General features: G+C 56.1%; 27 protein-coding genes and 1 pseudogene. 14 read left to right on the top strand and 14 right to left on the bottom strand.

Translation table 11 applies throughout. The features are described 5' to 3' along the window. The first annotated feature begins 32 nt into the window (after window positions 1-32). Window positions 33-1112, top strand: coding sequence for a diguanylate cyclase (locus GHO42_RS03525; RefSeq protein WP_095003248.1), 1080 nt, complete (start codon window positions 33-35; stop codon window positions 1110-1112). Window positions 1113-1135: 23 nt separating this feature from the next. Here the strand turns inward: GHO42_RS03525 and GHO42_RS03530 are convergent, their stop codons facing one another. Further along, complete coding sequence (locus tag GHO42_RS03530; protein WP_095003249.1) at window positions 1136-1459, bottom strand: DUF2025 family protein; 324 nt, start codon at window positions 1457-1459, stop codon at window positions 1136-1138. Between the two features lie 168 nt (window positions 1460-1627). Here GHO42_RS03530 and GHO42_RS03535 point away from each other — a divergent pair, with 168 nt between their 5' ends. The 5 genes from GHO42_RS03535 to GHO42_RS03555 all read left to right on the top strand — a co-directional run bounded on the left by GHO42_RS03535 (window position 1628) and on the right by GHO42_RS03555 (window position 6021). Further along, window positions 1628-2761 carry a glycerophosphodiester phosphodiesterase gene (locus GHO42_RS03535; RefSeq protein ID WP_153327083.1) on the top strand — a complete coding sequence of 378 codons (1134 nt, stop codon included), beginning with the start codon at window positions 1628-1630 and terminating at the stop codon, window positions 2759-2761. 95 nt (window positions 2762-2856) lie between these two features. Next, window positions 2857-3162, top strand: a complete 306-nt coding sequence (locus GHO42_RS03540) for a PepSY domain-containing protein (RefSeq protein WP_095003251.1) — start codon at window positions 2857-2859, stop codon at window positions 3160-3162. Window positions 3163-3292: 130 nt separating this feature from the next. Further along, window positions 3293-4471 (top strand): GAF domain-containing sensor histidine kinase, encoded by a 1179-nt coding sequence (locus tag GHO42_RS03545; protein ID WP_153327081.1) that lies wholly within the window; start codon window positions 3293-3295, stop codon window positions 4469-4471. 141 nt (window positions 4472-4612) lie between these two features. Further along, window positions 4613-5401 (top strand): methanethiol S-methyltransferase, encoded by a 789-nt coding sequence (gene mddA, locus GHO42_RS03550; RefSeq protein WP_095019700.1) that lies wholly within the window; start codon window positions 4613-4615, stop codon window positions 5399-5401. 113 nt (window positions 5402-5514) lie between these two features. Then, the gene (locus GHO42_RS03555) at window positions 5515-6021 is read left to right on the top strand and encodes an N-acetyltransferase (RefSeq protein WP_153327079.1); all 507 of its coding nucleotides are present in this window, start codon (window positions 5515-5517) and stop codon (window positions 6019-6021) included. On the opposite strand, the gene GHO42_RS03560 is transcribed toward GHO42_RS03555, so the two are convergent. Further along, window positions 6018-6509 carry a GyrI-like domain-containing protein gene (locus GHO42_RS03560; protein WP_095019698.1) on the bottom strand — a complete coding sequence of 164 codons (492 nt, stop codon included), beginning with the start codon at window positions 6507-6509 and terminating at the stop codon, window positions 6018-6020. The genes GHO42_RS03555 and GHO42_RS03560 overlap by 4 nt on opposite strands. Before the next feature lie 198 nt (window positions 6510-6707). On the opposite strand from GHO42_RS03560, the gene alaC reads away from it, so the two are divergent. Next, window positions 6708-7916, top strand: a complete 1209-nt coding sequence (gene alaC, locus GHO42_RS03565; RefSeq protein WP_095003256.1) for an alanine transaminase — start codon at window positions 6708-6710, stop codon at window positions 7914-7916. Between the two features lie 48 nt (window positions 7917-7964). Here the strand turns inward: alaC and GHO42_RS03570 are convergent, their stop codons facing one another. Both GHO42_RS03570 and GHO42_RS03575 read right to left on the bottom strand, forming a co-directional pair. Then, a complete protein-coding gene (locus GHO42_RS03570) occupies window positions 7965-9317 on the bottom strand; it encodes a GntP family permease (RefSeq protein WP_095003257.1) in 1353 nt (450 codons plus the stop codon). Window positions 9318-9402: 85 nt separating this feature from the next. Then, window positions 9403-9936: a gluconokinase gene (locus tag GHO42_RS03575; protein WP_095003258.1), complete on the bottom strand. Its 534-nt coding sequence runs from the start codon at window positions 9934-9936 to the stop codon at window positions 9403-9405. Window positions 9937-10165: 229 nt separating this feature from the next. On the opposite strand from GHO42_RS03575, the gene GHO42_RS03580 reads away from it, so the two are divergent. After that, complete coding sequence (locus GHO42_RS03580) at window positions 10166-11197, top strand: LacI family DNA-binding transcriptional regulator (protein ID WP_095003278.1); 1032 nt, start codon at window positions 10166-10168, stop codon at window positions 11195-11197. 34 nt (window positions 11198-11231) lie between these two features. Here GHO42_RS03580 and GHO42_RS26380 read toward each other — a convergent pair whose 3' ends face one another. Continuing rightward, a complete protein-coding gene (locus GHO42_RS26380) occupies window positions 11232-11804 on the bottom strand; it encodes a methyl-accepting chemotaxis protein (protein WP_371928113.1) in 573 nt (190 codons plus the stop codon). Then, window positions 11781-12551, bottom strand: a pseudogene (locus GHO42_RS26385) (PAS domain-containing protein); the annotation flags it as partial. The pseudogene GHO42_RS26385 and the gene GHO42_RS26380, both read right to left, overlap by 24 nt. Window positions 12552-13155: 604 nt before the next feature. On the opposite strand from GHO42_RS26385, the gene GHO42_RS03590 reads away from it, so the two are divergent. Continuing rightward, window positions 13156-13602 (top strand): GNAT family N-acetyltransferase, encoded by a 447-nt coding sequence (locus GHO42_RS03590; RefSeq protein ID WP_095003260.1) that lies wholly within the window; start codon window positions 13156-13158, stop codon window positions 13600-13602. Here the strand turns inward: GHO42_RS03590 and def are convergent. Together def and GHO42_RS03600 are read right to left on the bottom strand one after the other, a co-directional pair. After that, window positions 13556-14095 (bottom strand): peptide deformylase, encoded by a 540-nt coding sequence (def, locus tag GHO42_RS03595; RefSeq protein WP_095003261.1) that lies wholly within the window; start codon window positions 14093-14095, stop codon window positions 13556-13558. The genes GHO42_RS03590 and def overlap by 47 nt on opposite strands. A gap of 2 nt (window positions 14096-14097) precedes the next feature. Further along, complete coding sequence (locus GHO42_RS03600; protein WP_095003262.1) at window positions 14098-15051, bottom strand: YihY/virulence factor BrkB family protein; 954 nt, start codon at window positions 15049-15051, stop codon at window positions 14098-14100. A gap of 281 nt (window positions 15052-15332) precedes the next feature. Between GHO42_RS03600 and GHO42_RS03605 the strand changes: the two genes are divergently transcribed. After that, a complete protein-coding gene (locus GHO42_RS03605) occupies window positions 15333-15713 on the top strand; it encodes a hypothetical protein (protein ID WP_016782092.1) in 381 nt (126 codons plus the stop codon). Between the two features lie 206 nt (window positions 15714-15919). Here the strand turns inward: GHO42_RS03605 and fadD1 are convergent, their stop codons facing one another. Both fadD1 and fadD2 read right to left on the bottom strand, forming a co-directional pair. Next, complete coding sequence (fadD1, locus tag GHO42_RS03610; RefSeq protein WP_095003263.1) at window positions 15920-17611, bottom strand: long-chain-fatty-acid--CoA ligase FadD1; 1692 nt, start codon at window positions 17609-17611, stop codon at window positions 15920-15922. 329 nt (window positions 17612-17940) lie between these two features. Beyond that, the gene (gene fadD2, locus GHO42_RS03615; protein WP_153327077.1) at window positions 17941-19629 is read right to left on the bottom strand and encodes a long-chain-fatty-acid--CoA ligase FadD2; all 1689 of its coding nucleotides are present in this window, start codon (window positions 19627-19629) and stop codon (window positions 17941-17943) included. Between the two features lie 209 nt (window positions 19630-19838). On the opposite strand from fadD2, the gene GHO42_RS03620 reads away from it, so the two are divergent. Both GHO42_RS03620 and GHO42_RS03625 read left to right on the top strand, forming a co-directional pair. Beyond that, entirely contained in the window at window positions 19839-20783 is a 945-nt protein-coding gene (locus tag GHO42_RS03620) for an alpha/beta hydrolase (RefSeq protein ID WP_095003265.1), read from the top strand. Window positions 20784-20862: 79 nt separating this feature from the next. Next, window positions 20863-21333 (top strand): MaoC family dehydratase, encoded by a 471-nt coding sequence (locus GHO42_RS03625; protein ID WP_019829146.1) that lies wholly within the window; start codon window positions 20863-20865, stop codon window positions 21331-21333. A 119-nt stretch (window positions 21334-21452) separates the two neighbouring features. On the opposite strand, the gene GHO42_RS03630 is transcribed toward GHO42_RS03625, so the two are convergent. Next, the gene (locus tag GHO42_RS03630; RefSeq protein ID WP_095003266.1) at window positions 21453-21920 is read right to left on the bottom strand and encodes a PA2169 family four-helix-bundle protein; all 468 of its coding nucleotides are present in this window, start codon (window positions 21918-21920) and stop codon (window positions 21453-21455) included. Window positions 21921-22128: 208 nt separating this feature from the next. Here GHO42_RS03630 and GHO42_RS03635 point away from each other — a divergent pair, with 208 nt between their 5' ends. After that, a complete protein-coding gene (locus GHO42_RS03635) occupies window positions 22129-22365 on the top strand; it encodes a DUF3820 family protein (protein ID WP_019693207.1) in 237 nt (78 codons plus the stop codon). A 12-nt stretch (window positions 22366-22377) separates the two neighbouring features. After that, a complete protein-coding gene (locus GHO42_RS03640) occupies window positions 22378-23571 on the top strand; it encodes an aminotransferase class V-fold PLP-dependent enzyme (protein WP_153327075.1) in 1194 nt (397 codons plus the stop codon). Between the two features lie 95 nt (window positions 23572-23666). On the opposite strand, the gene GHO42_RS03645 is transcribed toward GHO42_RS03640, so the two are convergent. Genes GHO42_RS03645 through zwf form a run of 3 tightly spaced genes read right to left on the bottom strand, consistent with a single transcriptional unit; the run spans window position 23667 to window position 26519 of the window. Continuing rightward, window positions 23667-24332 carry a bifunctional 4-hydroxy-2-oxoglutarate aldolase/2-dehydro-3-deoxy-phosphogluconate aldolase gene (locus tag GHO42_RS03645; RefSeq protein WP_095003268.1) on the bottom strand — a complete coding sequence of 222 codons (666 nt, stop codon included), beginning with the start codon at window positions 24330-24332 and terminating at the stop codon, window positions 23667-23669. Between the two features lie 17 nt (window positions 24333-24349). Further along, on the bottom strand, window positions 24350-25063 hold the full coding sequence (gene pgl, locus GHO42_RS03650; protein WP_095019695.1) for a 6-phosphogluconolactonase: 714 nt from the start codon (window positions 25061-25063) through the stop codon (window positions 24350-24352). After that, the gene (gene zwf, locus GHO42_RS03655; protein WP_153327073.1) at window positions 25050-26519 is read right to left on the bottom strand and encodes a glucose-6-phosphate dehydrogenase; all 1470 of its coding nucleotides are present in this window, start codon (window positions 26517-26519) and stop codon (window positions 25050-25052) included. Before zwf ends, pgl begins: the two co-directional genes overlap by 14 nt. Between the last annotated feature and the right edge of the window lie 155 nt (window positions 26520-26674).

The following is a 26674-nucleotide window of genomic DNA, read 5'->3' on the forward strand; positions in this document are numbered from 1 at the left end:
AAACTCCGCCCGCACATCTTGCGCAGATAGACATGGACAATAAAAGAGGCAAAGGGTTGTCGTTCGCCAAGCGTATTTATGCGCCGCGAGTGATTGGCTCAGGGTTTGGCAGTATCGGGCTAATGGCCGCCCTCTACCCCCTCGACAGATCCATATGGGTTTGGCCACTACTGCTGCTAAACGCGTTCGTATGGCCTCACCTGGCCTATCAATTGTCATCGCGTGCAACCTATCCCTACCGGGCTGAACGTCGAAATATTTTGATTGATTCCCTGTGCGGAGGGTTTTGGGCGGCGGCTATCGAGTTCAATCCGCTGCCTACGGTGATCATCGTGTCGATGATGACCATGCACAACGTGGCTGCCGGAGGGCCAAAACTGCTGGTTCGCGGAGCGCTGGCGCAGCTGGCAGGCGCCCTGGTTGCGTTGCTGCTGTTCGGCTTTGCGTTTACACCCCATACCACCAGCCTGCAGGTCTATGCCTGCGTACCCGTGCTGATTCTTTACCCTTTTGCTGTAGGCATGGTCAGCTATGGTCTGGCAATCACCCTGGCCGAGCATAAACGCACCCTCAGTACCCTCAGCCGCACCGATAGCCTGACCGGGCTGCTTAATCACGGCTCATGGAAAGACCTGCTGCAACTCAGTTTCCAGCAAAGTCTGGAGCGCAATTCTCCGGCGACTCTGGCGCTGATTGATATCGATCACTTCAAACAGATCAACGACACCTACGGGCATATTGTCGGCGACAGTGTATTGCGCCAGCTCAGCAAGGAGCTCAAGGACAATTTGCGTACTGAAGACCTTGCAGGCCGCTACGGCGGTGATGAATTCTGCGTCATCCTGCCCAATCGCACCCTGGACCAGGCCCGGGAAATCATGGAACGGCTGCGCCACGTGATTGACAACTATCAACACGCCGACGAGCCCGGCCTGTGCGTTAGCCTGAGTATCGGGCTTGCCACTTGCCGCCCCGAACTCCTCCAGGCCAGCACGTGGCTGAACGAGGCAGACAAAGCGCTGTATATCGCAAAGAATACGGGGCGCAACAAAATCAGTGTTGGCGCAGCAGACACCCTTGCTGAATCACAGCTGAGCAATGATCCGGTATAGAAACAGGGCCCGGGCAGCGCTATTCAACTGATGCAGCGACGCAAGGCCGAGATCTCGGGCACATCCTGGCGCTGCATATACACCCTCAAGGGCTCGGTGATGTTCAGGCGGTCATCGATATTCTGATCCAGCAACAACTGAATCAACTCGCGCTTGAGAGTCATGGTGCCAGCACCATCGGCCTGCCAGACAAATTCGCTGGTGGGCGTGATGTTGTCGTCGGCGACATCCATTCCAAATGAATCTTCACTGAAACGGACAATGTGCTGGCCTGTCTTACGATTGAAACCAACAAAGCCGCTAAGTAGGTCAGCGGCCTGACAGATGAGTTGCGAAGTGATACGCATGGTAAACCTCACTGATGAGCCTGAAAGGCTCCGGGACGGTGGTTTACACGCAAGTTCGATTGCCTGCCCCTCTGCCGGGGACGTTGATGTGGCCAAGAATACTGCACATCTTCACGAAAAACCGCTAAAAAACACCCTCTGTTTTTCTGATTGAAAGGAACTCAACCAATGCCTGACACTTTTGGCAAAAACGCCCTGCTGCTGAGCCTGCTCCTGGGCTTGGGTGGCGTACAGAATGCTGGCGCATCCAATGCGACCGAGGCGGAACTGGCCAACGCTCACGGCATACCGCGCCCGGCGGTGATCGCCCATCGCGGTGCGTCCTTCGATGCTCCGGAATCAACCGCTGCCGCCTACACCCTTGCCAGGGATCTGGGGGCTGACTATCTGGAAATGGACCTGCAACGTAGCAAGGACGGCGTTCTGTTTGCGCTGCATGACAACAGCCTGTTGCGCACCACTGACGTCGCCAAAAAGTTTCCGCAACGCAAGGACAGCCCGGCCAGCGCCTTTACCCTGGCCGAGCTTAAAACCCTGGATGCCGGCAGTTGGTTCAACCAGGCTTATCCGGATCGCGCGCGCCCGTCCTATGTCGGGCTGCCGATCCTGACCCTGGACGAAATTATCGATATCGCCCAGGGCAATCCACAGTACAAACCGGGCCTCTACATCGAAACCAAAGAGCCCAGGCAGTTCCCGGGCCTTGAACACGATCTGAAAAACAAGTTGAGCGAACGCGGCTGGCTTGAGCCCGTTGCCTCGGCAGAGGCGGAAGGCAAACCACTGGTCGGCCAGGGCAAAGGCCGGGTCATGTTGCAAACCTTCGACAAAAACAGCCTTGAGCTGCTGCAAAAAGAAATGCCCGACACGCCGAAGATCCTGCTGTTATGGGTAGGTGAAGGCGGCATGAAGCCCAACACCTCAGTCAGTTTCGCCGACTCCGGCGAAAAGGATAAAGCCGCGTACTACGCCAAACAGCAACCCAAGGACAAAGCCGAATTCATCCAGTGGCTCGACTTTGCCAAGGCCAACGGTGCCATCGGTACAGGCCCTTCGGCAGCCTTGACCCACGGGGGTGACCAGAGCTACTTCGACCTGATCCAGCCCTGGATGAACAGCGCCGCCCATGACCGGGGCATGCTGGTACATGTTTACACCCTCGATGCCCCCGTTGACTTCAAAAAGGCAATCGACGCAGGTGTCGACGGCATCTTCACCAACCGCGCCAGCGAGTTGCTCACGTATTACCAGCGCCCGGTGCCACAAAGCGTCAATCAGTTGCTGGAGAAAAATGGCTTTTAAACCTGCAAGCCGGCAAGGGGCGAAAATTAAGGGTGAGTTAAGTTGCGCCGGTTAATCTGATCCCACTTGAACAGATCAACCCAAAGGGACTCAACATGAAAAAACTTAATCTGGTATTTGCAACTGTTGCCCTGGCTCTGACTGCCGGTATTGCTCAGGCCGATGTACGCCCGGACCATATCCCGGGCCTGATCAAATCGGGTGAAATCACCTCGTTTGAAAAGTTGAATCAAGCAGCACTGGACAAACACCCTGGCGCGACCATTCTCGATACCGAGCTTGATCACTCCTACGGCAAGCTGGTGTATGAAGTTGAATTGCGCGATACCAAAGGCATCAAATGGGACGTAGATCTCGACGCAAAAACCGGCGAAGTGCTGCAAGACAAACAAGACACATAAGTTGATTTGAATAAAAGGCTGCGCCACTCTTCATGGGTGGCGCGGCCTTTTTATTTAGCGCTTGCTTAGGAATAAGTGCCGCGCTCAAGTGTTCTGGCTAGAATCATCTTTTTGAGCTCGAGCTTTTACCATGACGCACGGCACGGCTGACGATATCGCGACAATTAACCGGATCAGTGCCGTACCTGCAATCTTGCAGGTGATTACGGAAATGACCGGTATGCGCTTTGCTGCCGTTGCCCGTGTCACCCAGACCACCTGGACCGCCTGCGCGGTACTCGACAAGCTGGGTTTCGGTTTGCAGTCCGGTGGCGAGCTGGACCTGGTCAGCACCCTGTGCTTTGAAAGCATGAACTCGCACCTGCCGATCATCATTGATAAAGCCAGCGCCGATCCGCTGTACCAACACCATCACACGCCGCGGATTTATCGCTTCGAAAGCTACATCACGATTCCGGTATGGCGCACTGACGGTAGTTTTTTCGGCACCCTGTGCGCACTCGACCCCGAGCCTGCAAGCCTCAGGAACAGTACGATCCAGTCCACAATGGAGTCATTCGCACGCCTGCTGTCGCTGCAAATTGACGCCGAAGAAAACCTGCAACGTACAGAAACCGCGTTGGAGCAGGAGCGTGAAACCGCAGAGCTGCGCGAGCAATTTATCGCTGTTATAGGCCATGACCTGCGCAACCCGTTATTCGCCATCACCACAGCCGCAGAGCGCTTGCTACGGGTGCACCCAGACCCCTCCACCGATGTCCTGGTCAAGCATATCCTGAGCTGCGGCAACCGTGCCTCGCAGCTGGTTGAGGACGTTATGGACTTTGCCCGCGGACGGCTCGGTAGCGGCATCCCGCTGACGCTGCGCGAGTGCCCCGATCTCGACCAGGTCTTCATCCATGTCATCTCGGAACTGCAAAACGTTCATGCGCAACGTTCCATCCGCTCAGACATAGGGCCACTTGAGGGCATCCGCTGTGACAGCGGCCGCCTGGCCCAACTGCTCTCCAACCTGTTGACCAATGCCATCACCCATGGCTGCCCCGACGGGCCCGTTGACATCTCGGCACTGGTACTCAATGGGGTATTCACCCTGAGGATCTGCAACCAGGGCGAGCCCATCCCGGCCGAACAACTGCCGCATTTGTTCAAACCCTACTCACGCCCGGCCACCGACACTCCCCAGGCCGGACTTGGCCTTGGGCTGTATATTGCCAGCCAGATCGCCCTGTCCCACGGCGGCCATATGGAAGTCACCTCGGACCAGGACCAAGGCACAGTCTTCACCTTCAGCATGGCGCTGCCCTGATGCTCTGACGCCCTCGACTGGTATGTGAGACGACATCTTATGACCGCCCGGCCGCGACGCTAGCCATTTGCCATATAGGGGCTAAGGTACTGGCTGTAGACGTTTTAATTGAAATTTCGCCATGTTCGAAAGGAGTCGTTCATGCACACCAAAATTGAGCTGAAACCGCGTTCAACCAGCCGTACTGAAAAACTCGCAGCGCTGCTCTATAGCCTGTTCAGCTATCTGTTTTTTCTACTGACATTTGTTTATCTGATAGGTTTTCTGGGGAATGTCGCCGTCCCGAAAAGTATCGATTCGGGGCCAGGCCTGGCATGGCCCTGGGCGCTTGTGGTCGATGTGCTGCTGATCACCGTATTTGCCCTGCAACACAGCATCATGGCGCGCAAAAGCTTCAAGCGCAGGTGGTGTCATGTCATACCGCCAGTTATTGAACGAGCCACTTATGTCCTGGCCTCCAGTGCGGTGCTGGCGCTTATATGCTGGCTGTGGCAGCCGATCGATATCAGTGTCTGGAGTGTACAGTCGCCCTTGTTTGCGGGGTTACTTGTCACGCTGTACTGGTTCGGATGGGGGTTGGTGCTGCTGGCCTCTTTCATGATCAGCCACTTCGAATTGTTTGGCGTCAAACAGCCCTTGGACACCCTGCGCCAACCAAAACCCGTAAACAACGCATTCAGAACCCCCGCGCTCTACAAGCTCGTGCGTCACCCGTTGTATCTGGGATTCCTGATCGCTTTCTGGGTAACGCCCGAGATGAGTGTCGGGCACCTGGTGTTTGCACTGACAAGCACCCTTTACATTCTGATCGGCACCCAACTGGAAGAGAAAGATCTGGTTGAGCTGTTTGGAGACAAGTACCGGGTTTATCAAAAAAACGTCGGCATGTTGCTGCCCTCTCTACGCCGCAAGTCCGGCACCGGGCGCTGACCCACGAATAAATCTGTATTTAGAACCGTGATGGGTAGAAACTGACGCGCTGTTCAGCGGCTACTGACACTGCCTGTCAGATGCCTCCTATTGCGCCTCGACAGAAACCCGACATGAACACCCGCCTATGCGCTTATGAAGACCTGACACCCCGCCAGCGCGAGCAACTGCGCGAGATAGAAGTTCGCCCTGAGCAGATTGCTTTTTGCGGCACCATCGAGTCTGCCCTGCACTCGTTGCCGGTCCAGCCGCAGGCGGGCATCAAAGGGCTGGTGCTGCTCAACGACGAGTTGCCAGTGGCATTTTTGCTTCTCAAGCGCGAGCCGCTTCTGGCCCACTGGGCCGAGCCGGGCTGCGCCACCTTGCACGCACTACAGGTCGACAGCCGTGCTCAGGGCCAGGGATTGGGCAAGGCCTGTTTGCGCGAGCTGGCCAGGGCCATTGAACAGATATGGCCCGAGATTCGCCAATTGATGCTCTCGGTCAGCCCGTTCAATACCAGCGCCATGGCTTTTTATCTGAGCCAGGGCTGGGTCGAGCAAGGCGAGGCCTATCGTGGTGAGCGACGGTTGGTGCTGTCGCTGGCCCCCATGCCGCCCCTGCAGTTGCAGGCAAGCTAAGCAGGCTTTTTGATCGGCAGCCAGATTTCCAGCAGCCCCGTACCGGTGTCCGCATTGAAGTCTGCGCTGTAGCGCTCGAACTCGGGCGCATCAGCGGCTTGGTAGCCCGAATTTGGCAACCAGTCTTTCCAGATCGCCTGAAAGGTCTGACCAAGCGTGTCCAATGCCCCGTGATGCTCAAAGACCGCGTAAGACTGCTCCTGCAGTTCAATCCAGCGATACCGCTCAGGCAGATCATCAAGCTTGCTGATAGCCACGCCAGCAATGTATTCAAAACCACCCTCGCCATCAGGATTACAACAAACACCGTAGGTTTCATCGCCAATTTGGCTTGGTACTTTGCCGATTTCGGGAATGAATTTTTCCCATAACAGCGGGATTCGATCAACGCTCTCCTCAGTGAAACGGCCACCCAAACCCGCGATCAATTGAAACTGGCCTTTGGCAAATCGCGGCGCTGACAGCTCGAACTTTTTTAGTTGGTCCATGGGGCATGCTCGATGGAGGAAGTAGGAAACCTAGCATCTGAGTATAGGAACAAAACCACATACAGGTCGGATCAGCGAAAAATAGACGCTGACAGCACCTAGACAAAAGGCCATCAGCGCCCGTATTGTTTCGTCCAGACCACCGCAGTGGTCAACGTCGCTCGGACGGTTCCGGGCGCTTACGTATCAGAGGCACACATGGCAGACCAAGGTTCGCCGCGACGCTTTGCGCGCATAGATCGACTCCCCCCCTACGTTTTCAATATCACTGCCGAGCTGAAGATGGCCGCCCGCCGCCGTGGCGAAGACATCATCGATTTCAGCATGGGTAACCCTGACGGCCCGACACCTCCCCACATCGTCGAAAAACTCTGCACCGTCGCGCAGCGTGAAGACACTCACGGCTACTCGACTTCGCGGGGAATTCCACGCCTGCGCCGGGCCATTTCGCGCTGGTATGCCGACCGTTACAACGTTGAGATCGATCCCGAGCACGAAGCCATTGTCACCATCGGTTCCAAGGAAGGCCTGGCGCACTTGATGCTTGCCACCCTGGATCAGGGCGACACCGTGCTGGTGCCCAACCCCAGCTACCCGATTCATATCTACGGTGCCGTGATTGCCGGTGCCCAGGTGCGTTCGGTACCGCTGATCCCCGGCGTGGACTTTTTTGCCGAGCTGGAAAAAGCTATCCGCGGCTCCATCCCCAAACCGAAAATGATGATCCTGGGCTTCCCGTCCAACCCGACGGCGCAGTGTGTCGAACTGGATTTCTTCGAGCGCGTGGTGGCCCTGGCCAAGCAATATGATGTGCTGGTTGTGCACGATCTGGCCTACGCCGATATCGTCTATGACGGCTGGAAAGCGCCTTCGATCATGCAAGTACCGGGCGCCAAGGACATCGCCGTGGAGTTCTTCACACTGTCCAAAAGCTACAACATGGCAGGCTGGCGTATCGGTTTTATGGTGGGCAATCCTGAGCTGGTCAATGCTCTGGCGCGAATCAAGAGTTACCACGACTACGGCACCTTTACCCCGCTGCAAGTGGCGGCAATTGCTGCACTTGAGGGTGACCAGCAATGTGTGAAGGATATTGCCGAACAGTATCGTCAGCGCCGTAACGTGATCGTCAAAGGGCTGCACGAACTGGGCTGGATGGTCGAAAACCCGAAAGCTTCGATGTATATCTGGGCCAAGATTCCCGAACACTACGCCCACCTGGGCTCACTGGAATTCGCCAAGAAGCTGCTGGCAGATGCCAAGGTCTGTGTTTCACCGGGGGTAGGCTTTGGGGAATACGGTGACGACCATGTGCGCTTTGCCCTGATTGAAAATCAGGATCGCATTCGTCAGGCGCTGCGTGGGATTCGCGCTATGTTCCGCGCTGATGGCTTTAACGCTGGCTAAAACGACTGTGGGAGCTGGTAAACCAGCTCCCACAGGTTTATTGGTGCTTTAAACCACCAACGACAGCAGCAGAATAAAGATCAAACCTACAACCGAGAGGATGGTTTCCATCGCGGTCCAGGTCTTGAAGGTTTCAGCCACGGTCATATTGAAGTACTGCTTCACCAGCCAGAAACCTGCGTCGTTGACGTGAGACAGGATCAACGAGCCTGCGCCGGTTGCCAATACCAGCAGCTCACGGTTCACACCCGGAATCATGTCCACCACCGGCAACACAATCCCCGCCCCGGTAATGGTCGCTACGGTCGCAGAACCCGTCGCGATACGAATCACTGCAGCCACCAGCCAGGCCAGCAAAATCGGCGAGATTTGCGCGTTTACCGCCATATGGCCGATCACGTCACCCACACCGCTGGCTACCAGCATCTGCTTGAAACCGCCGCCCGCACCAATGATCAGAATGATCGCTGCGGTAGGAGCCAGGCTCGCGTCCAGCAGCTTGAGGATGCGTTTGGAGTCGATACCCTGGCGGGCGCCAAAGGTGTACAGCGCCAGCAGCAATGCCAGCAACAGCGCACTGATCGGGTGGCCGATCATGTCCATCCACACACGGAAGAAGTTGCCATCGGGCAGCGCCACGTCGGCGAACGTCTTGAGCAGCATCAGGAATACCGGCAACAGCACGGTGATCAGGGTGATGGAAAAACTCGGCAAGGTGCTGGATTCCGGCTCACTGGCCAGTTGATCCATGAGGTCCTGGGATGCATGGCCCGGAATGTACTTGGCGATAAACGTACCGTAAATCGGTCCGGCAATGATCGCGGTAGGCAGAGCAACAATCAGGCCGTACAGAATGGTCTTGCCGATGTCGGCACCAAACACGCCAATGGCCAGCAGCGGGCCCGGGTGCGGCGGTACCAGCCCGTGAACAGCCGACAAGCCGGCGAGCAGCGGGATACCGATCTTGATGATCGACACGCCAGTACGTCGCGCAACGATAAACACCAACGGAATCAGCAGTACAAAGCCGATTTCGAAGAACAATGGAATACCGACCAGAAAGGCGGCAAACATCATTGCCCACTGCACCTTGTCTTTGCCGAAGGCACGGATCAGGGTACGGGCGATCTGGTCAGCACCACCGGAGTCGGCCATCATTTTGCCAAGCATGGTGCCCAGCGCCAGGATGATCCCGACAAAGCCCAACACGCCGCCAAAACCGTCCTGGAACGACTTGATGATCAGGTTGGCAGGCATGCCGGCCGTCAGCCCCAGAAACGCAGAGGCGATGATCAAGGCAATAAAGGGGTGCAGCTTGAATCGGGTGATCAGTACGATCAGGCCGATAATGGTCACCACTGCATCAAGCAGCAGAAACGTATTATGGGACATGCCTAGCATGGGGCGTCTCCTGCCTTTTTGTTGTTATCAAGTACGGGGGTGCCGCTACAGCCGAGGCAGATAGCGCTATCTGTTTGAAACAACATCATGAAGTTGCCATTACCGTCTGCTCGCACCACCAATCTCGGGCGGCGCTTGCTAATTGCTTAACGTTCATCTGGGCTGCATTCAGAGTCAGCACCAAGGATTCATTGGTCGGTGATTCAAGCGCAGCGAACTGGCTGTCGATCAGGGTCTTGGGCATAAAGTGCCCCGGACGATCGGCCACCCGGGCAGCCGCCACCTCAGGGGTCAGCTCCAGAAACACAAAACCCAGACCATCTACCGCACTGCGTAAACGCTCGCGATAACGCAGCTTGAGTGCCGAACAGGTCAGCACCGGGCGCTGACCACTGGCAACCGCACGACGCAATTCGTCGCACAGGCTGTCAAGCCAGCCGGCACGGTCTTCATCGGTCAAGGGAATACCGGCACTCATCTTGGCAATGTTGGCCGCCGGGTGAAACGCATCGCCTTCAATCGGGGTCGCGCCATTGAGCTGGCACAATGCCTGGCTAACGCTGGATTTGCCGCAGCCGGCAACACCCATGATGACCAGAGCAGTGATAGGTTGACTCATGAAACACCTCAGTCCGTAGACAGCGCTGTCTTTGTTCATGCGTTCAATACTTGAAAGCAAAGCACAAAGCTTAGGCTACCGACGTCTATTTCTCATTTTTATGGGGAGACGCGGAGACGCTCTCGACATACAAAGCTGGGGTAACTGATTTACACGCAATCAGGCAATTGCGGGTCCGCCAGGACAGCGCTACCTTAGTGACTTGTTTTTTGTTTGGCAAGCCGCCCTGATGACCACCTCCAAAAACGATAAAAACACCCGGACCACGGGTCGCCCCACCCTTAACGAAGTTGCCCGCCTTGCGGGGGTCAGCCCCATCACCGCCTCGCGAGCCCTGCGCGGTATCAGCAGCGTTGCCACGGAGCTGGCCGAAAAGGTCCGTGTTGCTGCCGACGAGCTGAACTATGTGGTCAATCCCGCCGCCCGCGCGCTAGCTTCGGCGCAGAGTCATTCTGTCGTGGTGCTGGTACCTTCGCTGTCCAACCTGCTTTTTATAGACACCCTCGAAGCCATCCATGACGTGTTGCGCCCCCGTGGCTTTGAAGTATTGATCGGCAACTTCCACTATTCCCGTGACGAAGAAGAAAATTTGCTGCGCAACTATATGGCCTACCAACCCCGAGGCCTGCTGCTGACCGGTTTTGATCGTTCGGAAAGCTCACGGCGGATGATCGAGACCAGCAATGTACCCTGCGTGTACATGATGGAGCTGGATGCCGCCGAGGGCTTGAACTGCGTCGGCTTTTCACAGCTGCAGGCCGGTGAAACAGCTGCCCGGCACTTGATCTCCCGTGGCCGCAGACATCTGGCCTATATCGGCGCCCAGCTCGATCAACGCACGTTGCTGCGCGGTGAGGGTTATCGCCGCACTTTGCAGGAAGCCGGACTGTACAACCCTGATCTTGAAGTACTGACGCCACGTCCGTCTTCGGTTGGCCTGGGGGGCGAATTGTTCCTGCAATTGCTCGCCAGCCATCCACAAGTGGATGCGATCTTTTTCGGCAACGACGACCTGGCCCAGGGCGCCTTGCTTGAGGCTGCACGCATCGGCATCAAAATCCCGGAGCAAATCGCCGTACTGGGCTTTAACGACCTCCCGTCTTCAGAGTTTATGGTGCCTCGCCTGAGCAGTATTCGTACGCCCCGGGAAGCCATTGGCCGTCGCGCAGCCGAGCAGATGCTGACACTGATGGCAGGCAATAAAGTTGCCAACCCTGTTCAGGACATGGGCTTTGAACTGATGGTGCGTGAAAGCAGTTAAAGCCCCTCACCCTCATCATGTACACAGTACAGCTTTAATGCAGTTGCAACGTCGAGTTGAACTGGCTGATGGCATCGACCACATGCCGGGAGCCTTGCTGGATTTCCAGAATCGCTTCCCCGGCCTCATTTGCCAGCTCAACACCAAGCCCTGTGCGGCTAAGGCTCGACTGCATGCTGGTCACAGCGCTCAGCGACAGATCATGATTTCGACGCACCACTTCGACAATTTCCAGGGTGGCCGCACTGGTGCGCGCCGCAAGGCTTCTGACCTCATCGGCCACCACGGCAAAGCCGCGCCCGTGCTCCCCCGCCCGCGCTGCCTCGATCGCGGCATTGAGCGCCAGTAAATTGGTTTGATCCGCAATACCACGAATGGTCTGCACGATCTTGCCGATACTGTCCGACTGTTTGCTTACCGCATCAATGCTCTGCGCTGCTTCATTAAGGTCTTTGGAAATGGCCTCGATGATTTGCACGGTTTGCTGCACCACCTGCGAGCCCTTCTGCGCGCAGGCATCGTTTTGCACCGAAGTGCTGTGGGCCGATTCGGCGGCAGTCTGCAGGTTGGTGACCTGAGCAGTGATATCACTGGCGAATTTCACCACTTTGTACAGGCGCCCCCTGGCATCGAAGATGGGGTTATAGGAGGCCTCGAGAAACACCGTATGACCGTGTTTGTCGACCCGCTCAAATCGTCTGGAATGGTACTCGCCGCGATTGAGCGAGGCCCAGAAAGCCTTGTAGCCGGCTGACTCGGCCTCGCTTCGACGACAGAACATGCCGTGATGCTGGCCGACAATTTCGCTCAGCGAGTAATGCATGGTGTCGAGGAAGTTCTGGTTGGCATTGATTACCCGCCCATCCGGTGAAAACTCGATCACCGCCATCGACCGGCTCAGGGCGTTTACGATGCTCTGGGTTTCGTGTTCTTTATTGATTCGATCTGTGACATCCGAAGCCACCTTGATGACACGCACAACGTGCTGGTCAGCGCCGACGATGGGCATGTAGCTGGCTTCCAGCCACACCTCACGCCCCGCCTTGTCGAGCCGTGAAAAGGTGCCGCTCAAAGGTTCGCCTCGGGCCAGGTCCCGCCAGAAATTGTTGTACTCACTGGATTTAACGTAAGCCGCTTCGCAAAATAGCCGATGGTGCTTGCCCCGAATCTCGTCAGCGGAATAACCCACAACCCGACAAAAATTCTCGTTGGCATCCAGAATGGTGCCGTCAGGGGCGAACTCAATAATTGCCATGGAACGGCTGATAGCCTGCACTTTAGCGGCCATGTCATTTAATAAGCCGCTAAGACGTTGATTTTCGAGCAGATCGGCTTTGCGATGCGAATTAAACATGGCTCAATCCCTGGAGGTGCTGTCTATTGATAATTCAAAAGTTTCAAGACGCAGCCAATCAGCTGGGTATCTCACTCTTAACGTTAGAGCTGTACGCACTTCGAGGGTTTGAGCACTTATGGCTACGACCCCGTAAACATGGAGCATAGCTAGCCAAATGACGCGCGCAAGCAAATGGCCATCAACCTGCGACGGAACGCTCACGCTTTAAAAATTTACCAAATGGATGATGCAGTATTAAAAGTGACAGGGCCCCGAGGAGCGAGCCCCGGTAAATCCACTTAATGACCAAACAATCCGGTGTCAGTTTTTTTGGCTTTCTTGTCAGCGCGTTTTTCATCGGCTGTTTTAGCCGGCTTTTTCTTCGCTGCTTTCTTTGAATCCATACCTTTGGACATGTTATGCACTCCAGTAACCAGGGTTGTTCACTGAGGTATAGCACTGATCCATGGTGAACTTTCATTTAAAGTCGGTTATTTCGAAATGAATGCGTATGTGTACCCTTTAATTCCGAATACAGATCACCCACACTATTCAGATAACCCGCAGAAATCTGCCTTTTAGTTATTTATACTGCGCGCCCCTCCCCCGAGCCTGTGGACTTATGACTGCCATTATTTACGCCCCGCTTGAAGCGGCTTTATGGCCACTGATGAACAAGTTTTATCGCACACATCAATCATCGATGAAGGCGGTCAGGGAAGCGCAGTTATGGGTCGCCCGCAAAGAGGGGATTATTGCCGGTTTATGTTTGCGGCCAATGGCTCACGGCCACTGGCTGACCGGGCTTTTTGTCGCGCCAGCGCTACGCGGCCAAGGGGTAGCTGGCGATCTGGTCAGCCAGGCAATAGCTGCCGTCGATGGCCCGATCTGGTTGTTCTGCGACCCGCAGTTGCAGGGGTTTTATGAAAAGCTGGGGTTTAGCCTGGACGTGGAATTGCCCCATGCCCTGCATGAGCGGCTGGTTCGCTATCAACGCAACAAAGCGATGATAGCGATGGGCCTTACTCCTTGGTGTGCGGATCCAGATCAGGAAACAGCACCTCAATAAAACCGAACTTGCTGAAGTCCTTGATCCGTGACGGATACAGACGACCGATCAAGTGATCGCACTCATGCTGCACGACCCGCGCATGAAACCCCTCTGCAATCCGTACGATTGGCTCACCCTTGGGGGTGAAACCTTCGTAGCGGATCTTGTGGAAGCGCTCCACGACCCCACGCAGACCCGGCACCGACAGGCAACCCTCCCAGTCCTCTTCAACTGCCGGGCTCAGCGGCGTGATCAGCGGGTTGATCAGAATGGTCTGCGGCACGGCTTCGGCATCCGGGTAACGCTCGCTGTGCTCGAAACCGAACACCACCAGCTGCAGGTCAACGCCAATCTGCGGCGCTGCCAGGCCCACGCCGCCAGCGTGTTCCATGGTCTGCAACATGTCGTCGAGCAGTTGCCAGAGTTCTGGCGTGTCGAACATCTCATCCGGCACCGGTTGGGCCACACGTAATAAACGCTCATCACCCATTTTCAGGATTTCACGAATCATGGTCAGGTTTCATCAGAAGTGGATTTAAGGGAGTGGTCGCGGCCAAGGCCGGAGACATGCTGCTTTGGATCAGGGTCGGCAGACTCATCGAATGTCTTCTCGCCCGGATTTTTGCCTTCAGCCGACATATGTTCGATCACAGCATTCATTTCAGCGCCCAGCAACAGCACCGCGGCCGAAATGTAGAAGTAAAGCAACAGCACGATGATTGCACCGATACTGCCATACATGGCGTTGTAGTCCGCGAAGGTTTTGACATAAAAGGCAAACCCCAAGGAAGCCACAATCCAGACCACTACCGCCAGCACCGAGCCCGGGGTAATAAAACGGAATTTCTGCTCAACATCGGGCATCACGTAATACATCAACGCCACTGCCACCATCATCAGCAAAATAATCGCCGGCCAGCGCAGGATGGTCCACAGCGTGACCACAAAGTCTTCAAGCCCCACCTGCCCCGCCAGCCAGCTCATCACCTGCGGTCCGAGCACCATCAGTGCGGCGGCGACCAGCAGCATGCCGGCAATGCCGATCGTGTAGAAAATCGACAGCGGAAAACGTTTCCAGACAGGGCGCCCTTCAACCACGTCGTAGGCAGCATTCATTGCGCTCATCATCAGGCGCACACCCGCAGAAGCCGTCCATAGCGCAATGACGATACCTACCGAAAGCAATCCGCCCTTGGATTGCTGCAACTGGTCGATCACCGGGTTGACCTGCTCCAGCGCTTGCGGCGGCAGTACCAGTTCGGACTGCAGGCGCAACCAGGTAAAGAAGTCTGGCAGATGCAAAAAACCGATCAATGCAATCAGGAACAGAATGAAAGGGAATAACGAAAACAGCATTTGATAGGCCAGCGCCGAGGCGTAGGTCGACATTTCATCGTCGATAAATTCCTTGACCGTTCGGATCAAGACTTTGCCCAAAGGCAGGCCGTTCAAGCCTGGGAATAACATAGCGTCTCCTTTCGCCGCACCGTTAATGAGGTCAACACGCCTCCAAGCGAAGGGTTTTACCTAAAAGTAGCCCAATTGGCGACTTTGAAAATACCGGATCGCCAAACCCGTAAAAAGGCCAACCCAACATTGACCTTGTGGTCCGGCATCGAGTTTCATTTATTTTCTGCCCATCATTTCGTCGATCAGCGCAGGTTGGGCTTTATGTTTGCCCGCTAACCCCCGAGAATACGCGACGTATTCAGGCTATGGCGCTGAAGATCCGCAATTGTAGGAAGGTTATGAAACTCGATAAAAAGCTGGCTATTGCCCGCAGGAACCAGGAACTCGGCGGCGCGGTACTCGGCGTCAACAACTGCCATTTCGCCGCACTGAACACCAACAAGAACATCTGGTGGTTCGATATTCCGCTGGCGCGCCTGGCCGTCGGCCAGTACGAATGGGTGCATCTGCTCCTGCACACCCCAAGCACCGACGAACTGCTGCACCTGAAGGTAACGACTGCATTCCTGCGTGAAAAACGCGAAGGCATGGTAGTACGTGCAACGCACAAGCGTACGCCGACCATGAGCCTGGAGTTGAGTGCAGACAAGGACTCCTATCTGCAGGACGTGCGTCCTACAGGTACTGGCGTCAACTTCGCACAGTTTTTACAGAAATAAACCCAAAGGCCAAAACCTGTGGCCGACCTGTAGATACTCTGTTGCAGGTCAAGCCCTATTGTGGGAGCGAGCCTGCTCGCGAACGACCTTCGCGAGCAGGCTCGCTCCCACAGTTGCAGTGTTCCTTCGGCAGCTGCTACAACAGACCTTCACCGTATCAAAACGAAAAATCCCCGCATTGCGGGGATTTTTCGTATCCAGGCCTGTTACTTCTTGAGGCCCAGCTTTTTCAGTTCTTCGTCTCGCAACTCACGACGCAGGATCTTGCCCACGTTGGTGGTCGGCAAGCTGTCGCGGAACTCGACGAACTTGGGCGCCTTGTAAGCCGTCAGGTTGGCACGCATATGCGTCATGACCTGTTCCTTGGTCAGCGTCATACCCGGCTTGACCACGATAAACACCTTGATCAGCTCACCGGTCTTCTCGTCCGGAATACCGATTGCAGCGCACTGCAATACGCCCGGCAAGGAGGCCATCACGTCTTCCAGCTCGTTGGGGTAAACATTGAAGCCCGACACCAGAATCATGTCTTTTTTGCGATCAACGATACGCATGTAGCCATCAGGCTGAATCACTGCGATATCACCGGATTTCAACCAGCCTTCGCTGTCCATGATCTCGGCGGTGGCGTCAGGACGCTCCCAGTAGCCTTTCATGACCTGCGGGCCCTTGATGCACAGCTCGCCGACTTCACCCAGCGGCAGCTCTTCGCCGGCATCGTTAATCACTTTGCACAGGGTCGAAGGCACCGGAATGCCAATGGTACCGATCTGAATGCTCTGGGCCGGGTTGACCGTGGCTACCGGACTGGTCTCGGTCATGCCATAACCTTCGCAGATCGGGCAACCGGTCACGGTCTTCCAGCGCTCGGCCACCGACAGTTGCAAGGCCATGCCACCCGAGAGCGTCACTTTGAGGGCCGAGAAATCCAGCTTGCGGAACGCCTCGCTGTTGCACAGCGCCACAAACAGGGTATTGAGGCCGACAAAACCGGTGAATTTCCACTTGGACAGCTCTTTGACCATCGCCGGTAAATCACGGGGGTTACTGATCAATACGTTGTGATTGCCCAGTAGCATCATCGCCATGCAGTGAAAGGTAAAGGCGTAGATGTGATACAGCGGCAAAGGCGTAATCAGGATTTCACAACCTTCATCGAGGTTGGAGGCCATCAATGCCTTGCACTGCAACATGTTGGCGATCAGGTTGCGATGGGTCAGCATCGCGCCCTTGGCCACACCGGTAGTGCCGCCCGTGTATTGCAGCACGGCAACATCACTGCTCACCGGGCTGGCTTCCTTGACCGGCTGGCCCTGGCCTTTGCTCAGCACGTCGTTGAACTTGACGGCCTGTGGCAAATGATAAGCAGGGACCATCTTTTTCACGTACTTGATGACGCTATTGATCAGCACCCGCTTGAAAGGCGACAGCATGTCAGCCACTTCGGTGACGATCACATACTTGACCGACGTCTGGGGCACGACTTTTTCAGCCAGATGCGCCATGTTCGCCAGGCACACCAGTGCCTTGGCACCGGAATCCTTGAACTGGTGTTCCATTTCCCGCGCGGTGTACAGCGGGTTGGTGTTGACCACAATCAAACCGGCGCGGATGGCTCCGAACACAGCAATCGGGTATTGCAACAGGTTGGGCAGCTGCACGGCGATGCGATCGCCCGGCTGCAAGTCGGTGTGCTGCTGCAACCAGGCTGCAAAAGCGCCCGACTGCTCATAGAGCTCACCGTAGGTAATGGTTTTGCCGAGGTTACTGAACGCCGGTTTATCGGCGAAACGCTGGCAAGATTCCCGCAGTACCGTCTGAATATTTGGATATTCATCTGGATTGATTTCAGCAGCAATCCCAGCTGGGTACTTATCCTTCCAAAAGCCTTCAATCATGGAAGCCCACTCCTCAGCGTCGCGAATTCTTCACCGCATCGGGTGCGGTTCTTATTTGTTTGATTTTTATAATGGACAGCTCTGACTTTCACTTACCCTGAAGTCACAAAGCGCGCCGAGAGTAGCAGCTTTGCCAAAGGCCGCCTAGAGCCAAAAACCGGGTTTAGAGTAACCAACCTGACTGTAGGACAATCCAAAGTCATCATTAGTATAAACACTCTATTAACCGATAAACCCCTCTATCTCAGGTATTACAGCCCCTTATCATAGGCATAAAAAAACGCCCGCGGCCTTTCAGCCTGCGAGCGTCTGTCGCCATGATGAACGAATCAGGCGGTATCCCGTAACTCCCGTCGCAGGATTTTTCCCACCGGCGTCATGGGCAAAGCATCACGCAACACTATTTGCTTGGGCACCTTGTAACCGGTGAAATTTTCCTTGCAGTAGGCCTTGAGCTCCTCAACGGTCACCCCGCCTGCACGCGGCACCACAAACAGTTTGACTGCCTCGCCCGTGCGCTCATCAGGTACGCCGATAACTGCGCAATTGGCCACTTTAGGGTGTGCCATCACGATATCTTCGATTTCGTTGGGGTAGACATTAAAGCCTGAGACGATAATCAGATCTTTCTTGCGATCGACGATGCGGACAAAACCGTCCGGATCAATCACGGCGACATCGCCGGTCTTGAACCAGCCCTCGGCGTCCAGCACCTCGGCCGTAGCCTCGGGGTTTTGCCAGTAACCCTTCATCACTTGCGGGCCTTTGATGCATAGCTCGCCGCGCTCACCCAGCCCAACCTCATTGCCATCATCGCTGATCACCTTCATCAGCGTTCCCGGTACCGGCATGCCCACAGTGCCCAGACGCGCCTGCGGGCCGTAAGGGTTGGCACTGGCCACCGGTGAGGTTTCAGTCAAGCCATAGCCTTCGACGATGCGACAGCCGGTGAGCCTTTCCCAACGCTCAGCTGTGGTCTTGACCAGCGCAGTACCGCCTGAGTTGGTGAGCTTGAGGTGGGAGAAATCCAGGTCTTTAAAGTCAGGATGGTCCATCAGAGCCACAAACAGGGTGTTCAAGCCCAGCAACCCGGAGAACTTCCAGTTTTTCAGCTCCTTGATAAAACCCTTGATATCGCGCGGATTGGTAATCAACAGGTTGTGATTGCCCGTAACCATCATGCACATGCAATTGGCCGTGAATGCGTAGATATGGTAAAGCGGCAACGGTGCCACCATGATCTCTTGACCGTCCTTGAACATCGGCAGGCCATCTTCGGCATGCTGGGACAGGCACGCACGAATCTGCTGCATATTGGCGACCAGATTGCCATGGGTGAGCATCGCGCCCTTGGGCAGGCCGGTGGTGCCGCCGGTGTACTGCAGGACGGCGATATCATCCAGCGTTACCGCCAACGGGCGGATCACCTGCCCCGCGCCCCGGCGCAAGACGCTCTTGAAGGAAATGGCCTGGGGCAACTGATAGGCAGGCACCAGTTTTTTCACCTTGTCGACCACCAGGTTGGTGATCCAGCCTTTGGCGGCCGGCATCATGTCGCCCATTCTGGCTTCGATCAGGTAGTCGATTTCGGTGTCTTGCAGCACTTCCTGTACCCGCTTGCCGAACATGTTCAGGTACACCAGCGCCCGAATCCCGGCGCTCTTGAACTGATGGCGCATCTCGCGCGAGGTGTGGAGCGGGTTGGTATTGACCACAATCAGGCCTGCACGCATGGCTCCGAACACGGCAATCGGATATTGCAGGGTGTTGGGCATTTGTACGGCAATACGGTCGCCCGGCTTGAGATCGGTGTACTCCTGCAGATAACCGGCAAACGCGGCACTGTGGCGCTCAAGCTCGGCATAGGTGATGGTCACTCCCAGATTGCTGAAGGCCGGGCGATCCGCAAACTTTTTGCAGGAGCGCTCAAACACGTCAACAACCGATTTAAAAGCCGTCATGTCGATATCCAGCGGTACACCGGCGGGACGTTTGTCATTCCAGAAATCAGGTTGCATTGTTTTTATCCTCGTACCTGAGTGTGCCTGGCCGCGTCTCGTGTCGAATGAAAAGCGGAGCTTGCGGACGTTAACAGTTATAAAGTTGTAGGCAAATACAGCGATCTTCGCCATTTACATCTTGAATCTTATTGCCGGGTAAACGCCCGTTAACTGGCCCCCTTGCAAATGCGCTATACACTGGTACGACAATAATTAAAGGAAATGCCATGACCCCTGAGACTTTCTGGCTGGAAGCGAATGACCGCAGCGGTCTTTTCGTTAACCAGTGGCTGCCGGACAGTACACCCAGGGCTGTTGTCCTGCTGGCTCATGGCATGGCCGAACACAGTGGCCGTTATGCGCACCTGGGCCAGGCCCTGTGTGCTGCCGGTTTTGCCCTGTATGCCCATGATCAGCGCGGTCACGGTAAAACAGCCGAGCGCGGCACCCTGGGCTATTTTGCCGACAATGATGGCTGGTGCGCGGTGGTCAGCGACGTGGCCAGCCTGAGCCGGCATATCGGCCAGGCCCACCCTGGCATACCGGTTTTTTTGCTCGGGCACAGCATGGGCAGCTATATCGCGCAGGCGTATGTGATGCATCACAGTGCCAGCCTGCAAGGGGTGATTCTGAGTGCTTCGAATTTCCAGCCGGTGGCGCTCTATCGTGCAGCCAGCCTGATCGCCCGACTAGAGCGTTGGCGCCAGGGAGCCAAGGGCCGCAGTGCGCTGATCGAATGGTTGTCGTTCGGCTCGTTCAACAAGGCCTTCAAACCCAATCGCACGCCGTATGACTGGCTCAGCCGCGATCCGGCCCAGGTCGATGCCTACGCCAGCGACCCCCTGTGCGGCTTTCGGTGCACCAACCAACTGTGGATCGACCTGCTCGGCGGGTTGCAGCAAATCAGCAAAGCGTCCAATCTCGCTCAGATCGATCCGGGCCTGCCGCTGCTGATAATCGGCGGCGAATGTGATCCGGTGAGTGAAGGCAAGCGTCTCACTGATCTGGCCAGGGCATTGCGAAATGCCGGCAATCGTCAGTTGCAACTGAATCTGTATCCGCAAGCGCGGCATGAACTCTTCAACGAAACCAACCGCGATGAAGTCATGGCTGATGTAATTAAGTGGCTAAATCAGGCATTGAGCCACTCCCGCCCGTCGCGAAGCGAATGAGCGAAAAACAGATTTACACCTAAAAAGCTTTTAAAATCATAGCTTTAAAACCAAACACTCGTCACAGGACATGCGCTAGATGACTCAGGTTACCAACACCCCGTACGAAGCCCTCGAAGTCGGCCAGACAGCCAGCTACAGCAAAACCGTCGGAGAGCGTGACATTCAGCTTTTTGCGGCCATGTCCGGCGACCACAATCCGGTGCACCTCGACCCCGAGTTCGCCGCCGCCACCATGTTCAAGGAGCGTATTGCCCATGGCATGTTCAGTGGTGCGCTGATAAGTGCTGCCGTAGCCTGCGAGCTGCCTGGCCCGGGCACCATCTATGTCGGCCAGCAAATGAGCTTTCAGAAACCGGTGAAAATCGGTGACACCCTCACCGTGCGCCTGGAAATCCTGGAAAAACTGCCCAAGTTCCGCGTGCGTATTGCTACTCGCGTGTTCAACCAGCGCGATGAAATCGTTGTTGATGGCGAGGCCGAAATCATTGCGCCACGCAAGCAACAAACCGTGACCCTGCCGGTACTGCCTGCGATCAGCATTGGCTAAAACGCAATGTGGGAGCGGGCTCGCTCGCGATAGCATCAACTCGATCATTCTGATCAATCGAGTTTTTGCATCGCGAGCAAGCCCGCTCCCACATTTTTGGAACTACAGCTTCAAGCTAATCATGCACGGGCACGGGCCTGATTGCGCAGCGCCTTGACCTGATCGTGGTTGCGTTGCACGCCGTGGTACTGACGCTCTACCAGATCACGAATGCCGACCAGGTTGTGCTTGCTGATTTTTTCCAGCGCTTCTTTATAAGCCTTCAGCGCATGGTCTTCGCCGCGCTCGGCTTCGTTGAGCACCGCTTCTTCGTCTTTGCCGGTAAACACGGACTTCACATCCACCCAACGGCGATGCAAGTCACCGGCCACGCTGGTGCTGGTTTCCGGGTCACCACCCAGGGCTCGAACTTGAGCCTGAAGTTCGGCAGCTGCGGCAGCGCAATCGGCTGAACGCTTGGCAAACAGAGCCTTTAGCTCCGGGTGCTTGATATCTTCGGCACAGCTTTTAAACCCTTCCTGGCCGTCTTTGCTGGTTTCGATCAGATCGTTCAGGATGCTAATGGCTTCTTTATTAAGGTCAGTCATTGTTCAATTCCTTACAAGGTTGAGGATCGTGCAATAGAGGTTGCAGGGCTCGTGCCAGTTTTATAATTAAATAAAATCCTTAAATATCAATGACTTAATAAATATCAAAAAATCTGTATCCGGTTTATATGCATGATCTGTCAATTGGCCTTCATGCAAATTGCCTGTATTTTGATTTCCACAGCTTTACCCATCTAAGGGCCGCTGCATGAACCCCGAAAAACTCGAACTGCTGGTCACTCGTGAAATGCCCTTCGGCAAATACAAGGGCCGAATCATCGCCGACCTGCCCGGCCAGTACCTCAACTGGTTCGCCCGTGAAGGTTTCCCCCACGGAGAACTGGGCGGCTTGCTGGCCCTGATGCAAGAGATTGATCATAACGGCCTGTCGGACCTGCTCGACCCGTTACGCGCCAAACACGGAAAACCCAAACCCCGCCATTGATAGAGCTGCCCCATGCCAAGGATTGAAGACAACGCCCGCGACGAACACTTCTGGCAAGCAATTGCCGAGCGCTACGACCTTGCGCCCGGCCCGATCAATCTGGAGAACGGCTACTTCGGGCGTATGACCCGCGACGTGGCACAGGACTACCAGCGTAATATCGACTTTATTAACCGCAACAACTCGGTGCCTGTGCGCCAGCACTTCGATACCACTCAGGGCCTGGAAATTCGCGACTCTCTGGCGGGGTTGCTTGGTGTAGCCCCTGCCGGCCTGGCGCTGACCTTTTGCGCGTCTGACGGCCTGCAATCATTGATCCGCAACTACAATGGCCTGCAAACGGGCGATCAATTGCTGATCAGCGACCTGGAATACCACAGCGTCGAATACGCCATGCGTGGAGTGGCACGCCAACGCGGCCTGGAACTTATCGAAATCTCCCACACGCACCCAGCCACGTTTGAAAGCCTGGTGGCCAGCTATCGCCAGGCATTTGAACGTAACCCGCGGATCAAGCTGATGGCGCTCACTCACGTTACCCATCGCACTGGCCTGGTCATGCCCGTGGAGGCCATTGTTGCGGCGGCAAAAGAGCATGGGGTTGACGTGATTCTGGACGGTGCCCATGCCCTGGGGCAGATCGAACTGGACCTGCCGGCACTGGGAGTGGCCTTTGCCGGTTTCAACCTGCATAAATGGATTGGCGCGCCGCTGACCCTGGGCCTGATGTATATCGATCCCCAGCGCCTGGGCGACATTGACCCCGATATGGGCAATGAGCGCTACCCCGAGCCGGATGTGCGCAACCGCGCCGTTTATGGCACGGTCAACATCCCCGCCTGGCTAACCCTGACCAAGGTGCTGCAGGAACACCATGAGATGGGTGGCGCCCGAGGCAAGGGTGCCCGACTCAACTACCTGCGCAACCTGTGGGTCAGCGAGGCGCGCAAGATCGAGGGCATTGAAGTGCTGGTCAACGATGATCCGCGCTTGTATTGCGCAATCACTTCGCTGCGCTTTACCCATGTGCAGGATCAACAACCGATGGTTGATCGCCTGCTCAAGGACTACAACCTGTTCACCGTAGCCCGCAACGGTTCGGCGTGTGGCAGTTGTATCCGGGTAACAGTGGGCTTTGCCACCACGCTGGATGACATCAACCAACTGGTGCGGGCGCTGCGCGGGCTTTCGCAAGCTCACACATAACCTTGTGGGAGCGGGTATTTTTCAGGCAAAAAAAAGGTGCGCCGACCAAGCGCACCAAAAACCGTAGAACACACAACACATTCGTAACTAAAACATCAATCCAGCAGGGCAAGCGCCTCAGCGGTGCATTCCTGGATTCGGGCCCAGTCGCCGTTCTTGATCCATTCGCTGTCCAGCATCCAGCTACCGCCCACGCACATCACGTTTTTCAAGGCCATGTAGTTGCGGATATTGGCCGGACCAACACCGCCGGTCGGGCAGAATTTCACTTCGCCAAAAGGACCGCCCAGGGCCTTGATCGCCGCTACACCGCCGCTGACTTCTGCAGGGAACAGTTTGAAACGGCGGTAACCCAAGCCATAGCCTTCCATGATCCCGGAAGCATTGCTGATGCCCGGCAGCAGCGGAATGTCGCTGGCAACACTGGCCTCGAGCAAGTCACGGGTAATGCCCGGAGTAACAATAAATTGCGAACCGGCGTCTTCCGCCGCCGCCAGCATATGGCGATCCAGTACGGTACCCGCACCTGTCACCAGCTCAGGGCGCTGGTCACGCAGGATACGAATGGCCTTGAGGCCGAACGCCGAACGCAGGGTCACTTCCAGCGCCGTCAGACCACCGGCCGCCAGCGCATCCGCCAAAGGCAGGATGTCTTGTTCGCGGGCAATGGTAATCACCGGCAGAATTCGTGCTCGCTCACACAGGCTGTCGATCAGGGCGACTTTATCCGCCATCGATACGTTCGCAATTGTTGTTGTCATGGCAGCTGATCCTTGGCTCATGGGCACCAGTAAATCTCTAACGTAGGTTGCAGGAAGGCACGAATCGGCAAGGCGGCAACATCTGTGCCCCCCAGCGCTTCGTTGAGGGTGTTCAATTTGGACTGGCCCTGGATCGACAGCACCTTGTGCTTCGCGCTCGCCAACAGGCTGCGACTCATGCTCAGACGCTGGTGCGGCACCGTTGGCGCCAGCATCGCCCAGCAACGACGCGGGTTGTCCAGTTGCAGGGCTTCACTCAGATTCGGGCTATTGGGGAACAGCGACGCGGTATGCCCGTCATCGCCCATACCCAGGATCAGCACATCGATCGGCGGCAACTCGGCCAGCCCCTGATCGGCCTCCAGCGCAGCCTTTTCTACCGTGGCTGCAGCGTTATACAAGCCGACAAAACGGGCTTTGGCCGCCGGGCCTTGGAGCAGATGCTTTTTAAGCAGGCCCGCGTTGCTGTCGGCATGCTCGACCGGCACCCAGCGTTCATCCGCCAGGCTGACAACCACTTTCGACCAATCGACCGGCTGCTTGATCAAGCTTTGGAAAAACGCCACCGGGCTGCGGCCGCCGGACACCACCAGAGTGGCAACGCCCTGCTCGGCGATAGCCTGGTTCAATTGCCCGGCAACTTTTGTTGCCAGCCCTTCGGCCAACAACGCCGGGTTCTTGAAGGTGTGCGAGCTCACACCTTCAGGCAGTTTCAAATCAGATATCGCCATACCAAGACCTCCCGTCCCGCGTAATCAGTGCAATGGAACTCATCGGCCCCCAGGACCCCGCCGCGTAAGGCTTGGGCGCATCACCGGACTTTTTCCAGCCGGCGATCAACTGGTCGCACCATTTCCATGCCGCTTCAATTTCATCTTTGCGTACAAACAGGTTCTGGTTGCCGCGCATGACTTCGAGCAACAGGCGCTCGTAAGCATCCGGAATCCGTGTGCTGCGATAAGTGTCAGAAAAATTCAATTGCAACGGGCCGCTGCGCAGTTGCATGCCTTTATCCAGGCCCTGGTCCTTGGTCATTACCCGCAAGGAAATACCTTCGTCCGGTTGCAGGCGAATAATCAGCTTGTTGCCGATTTGCAGGCGCTGCTCGGGAGCAAAGATGTAGTGCGACGGCTCCTTGAAGTGGATAACGATTTGCGAGAGCTTTTGTGGCATGCGCTTGCCGGTGCGCAGGTAGAACGGCACCCCTGCCCAACGCCAGTTACGAATATCGGCGCGCAGTGCCACAAAGGTCTCGGTGTCACTCTGGGTGTTGGAGTTTTCTTCCTCCAGATAACCCGGCACCGACTGACCTTCGCTGTAACCGGCAATGTACTGGCCGCGTACCACCTGGGTGGTCAGGCCTTCGGCGCTGATCGGGGCCAGGGCCTTGAGCACTTTGACCTTTTCGTCGCGAATGCTGTCGGCCGACAGGTCCGCAGGCGGGTCCATGGCAATCAGGCACAGCAACTGCAGCAGGTGGTTCTGGATCATGTCGCGCAGTTGGCCAGCCTTGTCGAAATAGCCCCAGCGGCCCTCGATGCCGACTTTCTCGGCCACGGTGATTTCAACGTGGGAGATGTAGCGCTGGTTCCACTGGGTCTCGAACAGGCTGTTGGCAAAACGCAGCGCGATCAGGTTTTGTACGGTCTCTTTGCCCAGGTAGTGGTCGATGCGGTAAGTGCGGTTCTCGGGGAAGAACTGCGCCACGGAATCGTTGACCTTGCGCGAAGAATCAAGATCCGAACCGATGGGCTTTTCCAGCACCACACGGGTGTTTTCAGCCAGGCCGACCGCGGACAGGTTCTCGCAAATGGCACCGTACACAGCCGCCGGAGTGGCGAAGTAAGCGATCAGGCGCTGCTCTGTGCCGGCCATTTCAGCCAGCGCCAGGTAATCTTCAGTCTTGAAAAAATCCACATGCAGGTAGCTCAAGCGAGCCAGGAAGCGGTTCAATGCTTCGACTTCGATTTCCTTCTCGCCCAGATACTGGCGCAACTGGCTGTCGATATGCGCCAGGTGCGTGGAGGCCTCGCCCGGCTCTCGGGCCAGCGCGAGAATGCGTGTGTCGGCATGCAGCAGACCGGCGCGATCCAGTTGGTACAAGGCAGGAAACAGCTTGCGCAGGGCCAGATCGCCAAGGGCGCCGAACAAGGCAAAGGTGCACGGTTCAACCGTAATCGAAGGCATGATGTTTGTTCTTTTATCAAGTTAAGCTACAAATACCTTTTTTCAAGGTATCACTCAAGGAAAAATGTAGTAATAAACACAACATTTTCTCAAAATACAGATTCCTGCTAGTGGTCGTCACAGGCCACCAGTAGGATAGGCCACCTTCCAGAACC

Origin of the sequence: Pseudomonas sp. FSL R10-0056, from assembly GCF_009600105.1 — a bacterium.
GTDB classification, from domain to species: domain Bacteria; phylum Pseudomonadota; class Gammaproteobacteria; order Pseudomonadales; family Pseudomonadaceae; genus Aquipseudomonas; species Aquipseudomonas bubulae.

Coding starts and splice junctions, on each gene's coding strand:
- GHO42_RS03555 (WP_153327079.1), top strand. CDS start 5,515: ATGAACACCCGCCTATGCGCTTATGAAGACCTGACACCCCGCCAGCGC.
- GHO42_RS03535 (WP_153327083.1), top strand. CDS start 1,628: ATGCCTGACACTTTTGGCAAAAACGCCCTGCTGCTGAGCCTGCTCCTG.
- GHO42_RS03560 (WP_095019698.1), bottom strand. CDS start 6,509: ATGGACCAACTAAAAAAGTTCGAGCTGTCAGCGCCGCGATTTGCCAAA.
- pgl (WP_095019695.1), bottom strand. CDS start 25,063: ATGGCGATATCTGATTTGAAACTGCCTGAAGGTGTGAGCTCGCACACC.
- fadD1 (WP_095003263.1), bottom strand. CDS start 17,611: ATGATTGAAGGCTTTTGGAAGGATAAGTACCCAGCTGGGATTGCTGCT.
- GHO42_RS03630 (WP_095003266.1), bottom strand. CDS start 21,920: ATGACTGACCTTAATAAAGAAGCCATTAGCATCCTGAACGATCTGATC.
- GHO42_RS03590 (WP_095003260.1), top strand. CDS start 13,156: ATGACTGCCATTATTTACGCCCCGCTTGAAGCGGCTTTATGGCCACTG.
- GHO42_RS03540 (WP_095003251.1), top strand. CDS start 2,857: ATGAAAAAACTTAATCTGGTATTTGCAACTGTTGCCCTGGCTCTGACT.
- mddA (WP_095019700.1), top strand. CDS start 4,613: ATGCACACCAAAATTGAGCTGAAACCGCGTTCAACCAGCCGTACTGAA.
- GHO42_RS03530 (WP_095003249.1), bottom strand. CDS start 1,459: ATGCGTATCACTTCGCAACTCATCTGTCAGGCCGCTGACCTACTTAGC.
- def (WP_095003261.1), bottom strand. CDS start 14,095: ATGATTCGTGAAATCCTGAAAATGGGTGATGAGCGTTTATTACGTGTG.
- GHO42_RS03640 (WP_153327075.1), top strand. CDS start 22,378: ATGCCAAGGATTGAAGACAACGCCCGCGACGAACACTTCTGGCAAGCA.
- GHO42_RS03645 (WP_095003268.1), bottom strand. CDS start 24,332: ATGACAACAACAATTGCGAACGTATCGATGGCGGATAAAGTCGCCCTG.
- GHO42_RS03580 (WP_095003278.1), top strand. CDS start 10,166: ATGACCACCTCCAAAAACGATAAAAACACCCGGACCACGGGTCGCCCC.
- GHO42_RS03525 (WP_095003248.1), top strand. CDS start 33: ATGGACAATAAAAGAGGCAAAGGGTTGTCGTTCGCCAAGCGTATTTAT.
- GHO42_RS03575 (WP_095003258.1), bottom strand. CDS start 9,936: ATGAGTCAACCTATCACTGCTCTGGTCATCATGGGTGTTGCCGGCTGC.
- fadD2 (WP_153327077.1), bottom strand. CDS start 19,629: ATGCAACCTGATTTCTGGAATGACAAACGTCCCGCCGGTGTACCGCTG.
- GHO42_RS03605 (WP_016782092.1), top strand. CDS start 15,333: ATGAAACTCGATAAAAAGCTGGCTATTGCCCGCAGGAACCAGGAACTC.
- zwf (WP_153327073.1), bottom strand. CDS start 26,519: ATGCCTTCGATTACGGTTGAACCGTGCACCTTTGCCTTGTTCGGCGCC.
- GHO42_RS03600 (WP_095003262.1), bottom strand. CDS start 15,051: ATGTTATTCCCAGGCTTGAACGGCCTGCCTTTGGGCAAAGTCTTGATC.
- GHO42_RS03620 (WP_095003265.1), top strand. CDS start 19,839: ATGACCCCTGAGACTTTCTGGCTGGAAGCGAATGACCGCAGCGGTCTT.
- GHO42_RS03625 (WP_019829146.1), top strand. CDS start 20,863: ATGACTCAGGTTACCAACACCCCGTACGAAGCCCTCGAAGTCGGCCAG.
- GHO42_RS03635 (WP_019693207.1), top strand. CDS start 22,129: ATGAACCCCGAAAAACTCGAACTGCTGGTCACTCGTGAAATGCCCTTC.
- alaC (WP_095003256.1), top strand. CDS start 6,708: ATGGCAGACCAAGGTTCGCCGCGACGCTTTGCGCGCATAGATCGACTC.
- GHO42_RS03570 (WP_095003257.1), bottom strand. CDS start 9,317: ATGCTAGGCATGTCCCATAATACGTTTCTGCTGCTTGATGCAGTGGTG.
- GHO42_RS03545 (WP_153327081.1), top strand. CDS start 3,293: ATGACGCACGGCACGGCTGACGATATCGCGACAATTAACCGGATCAGT.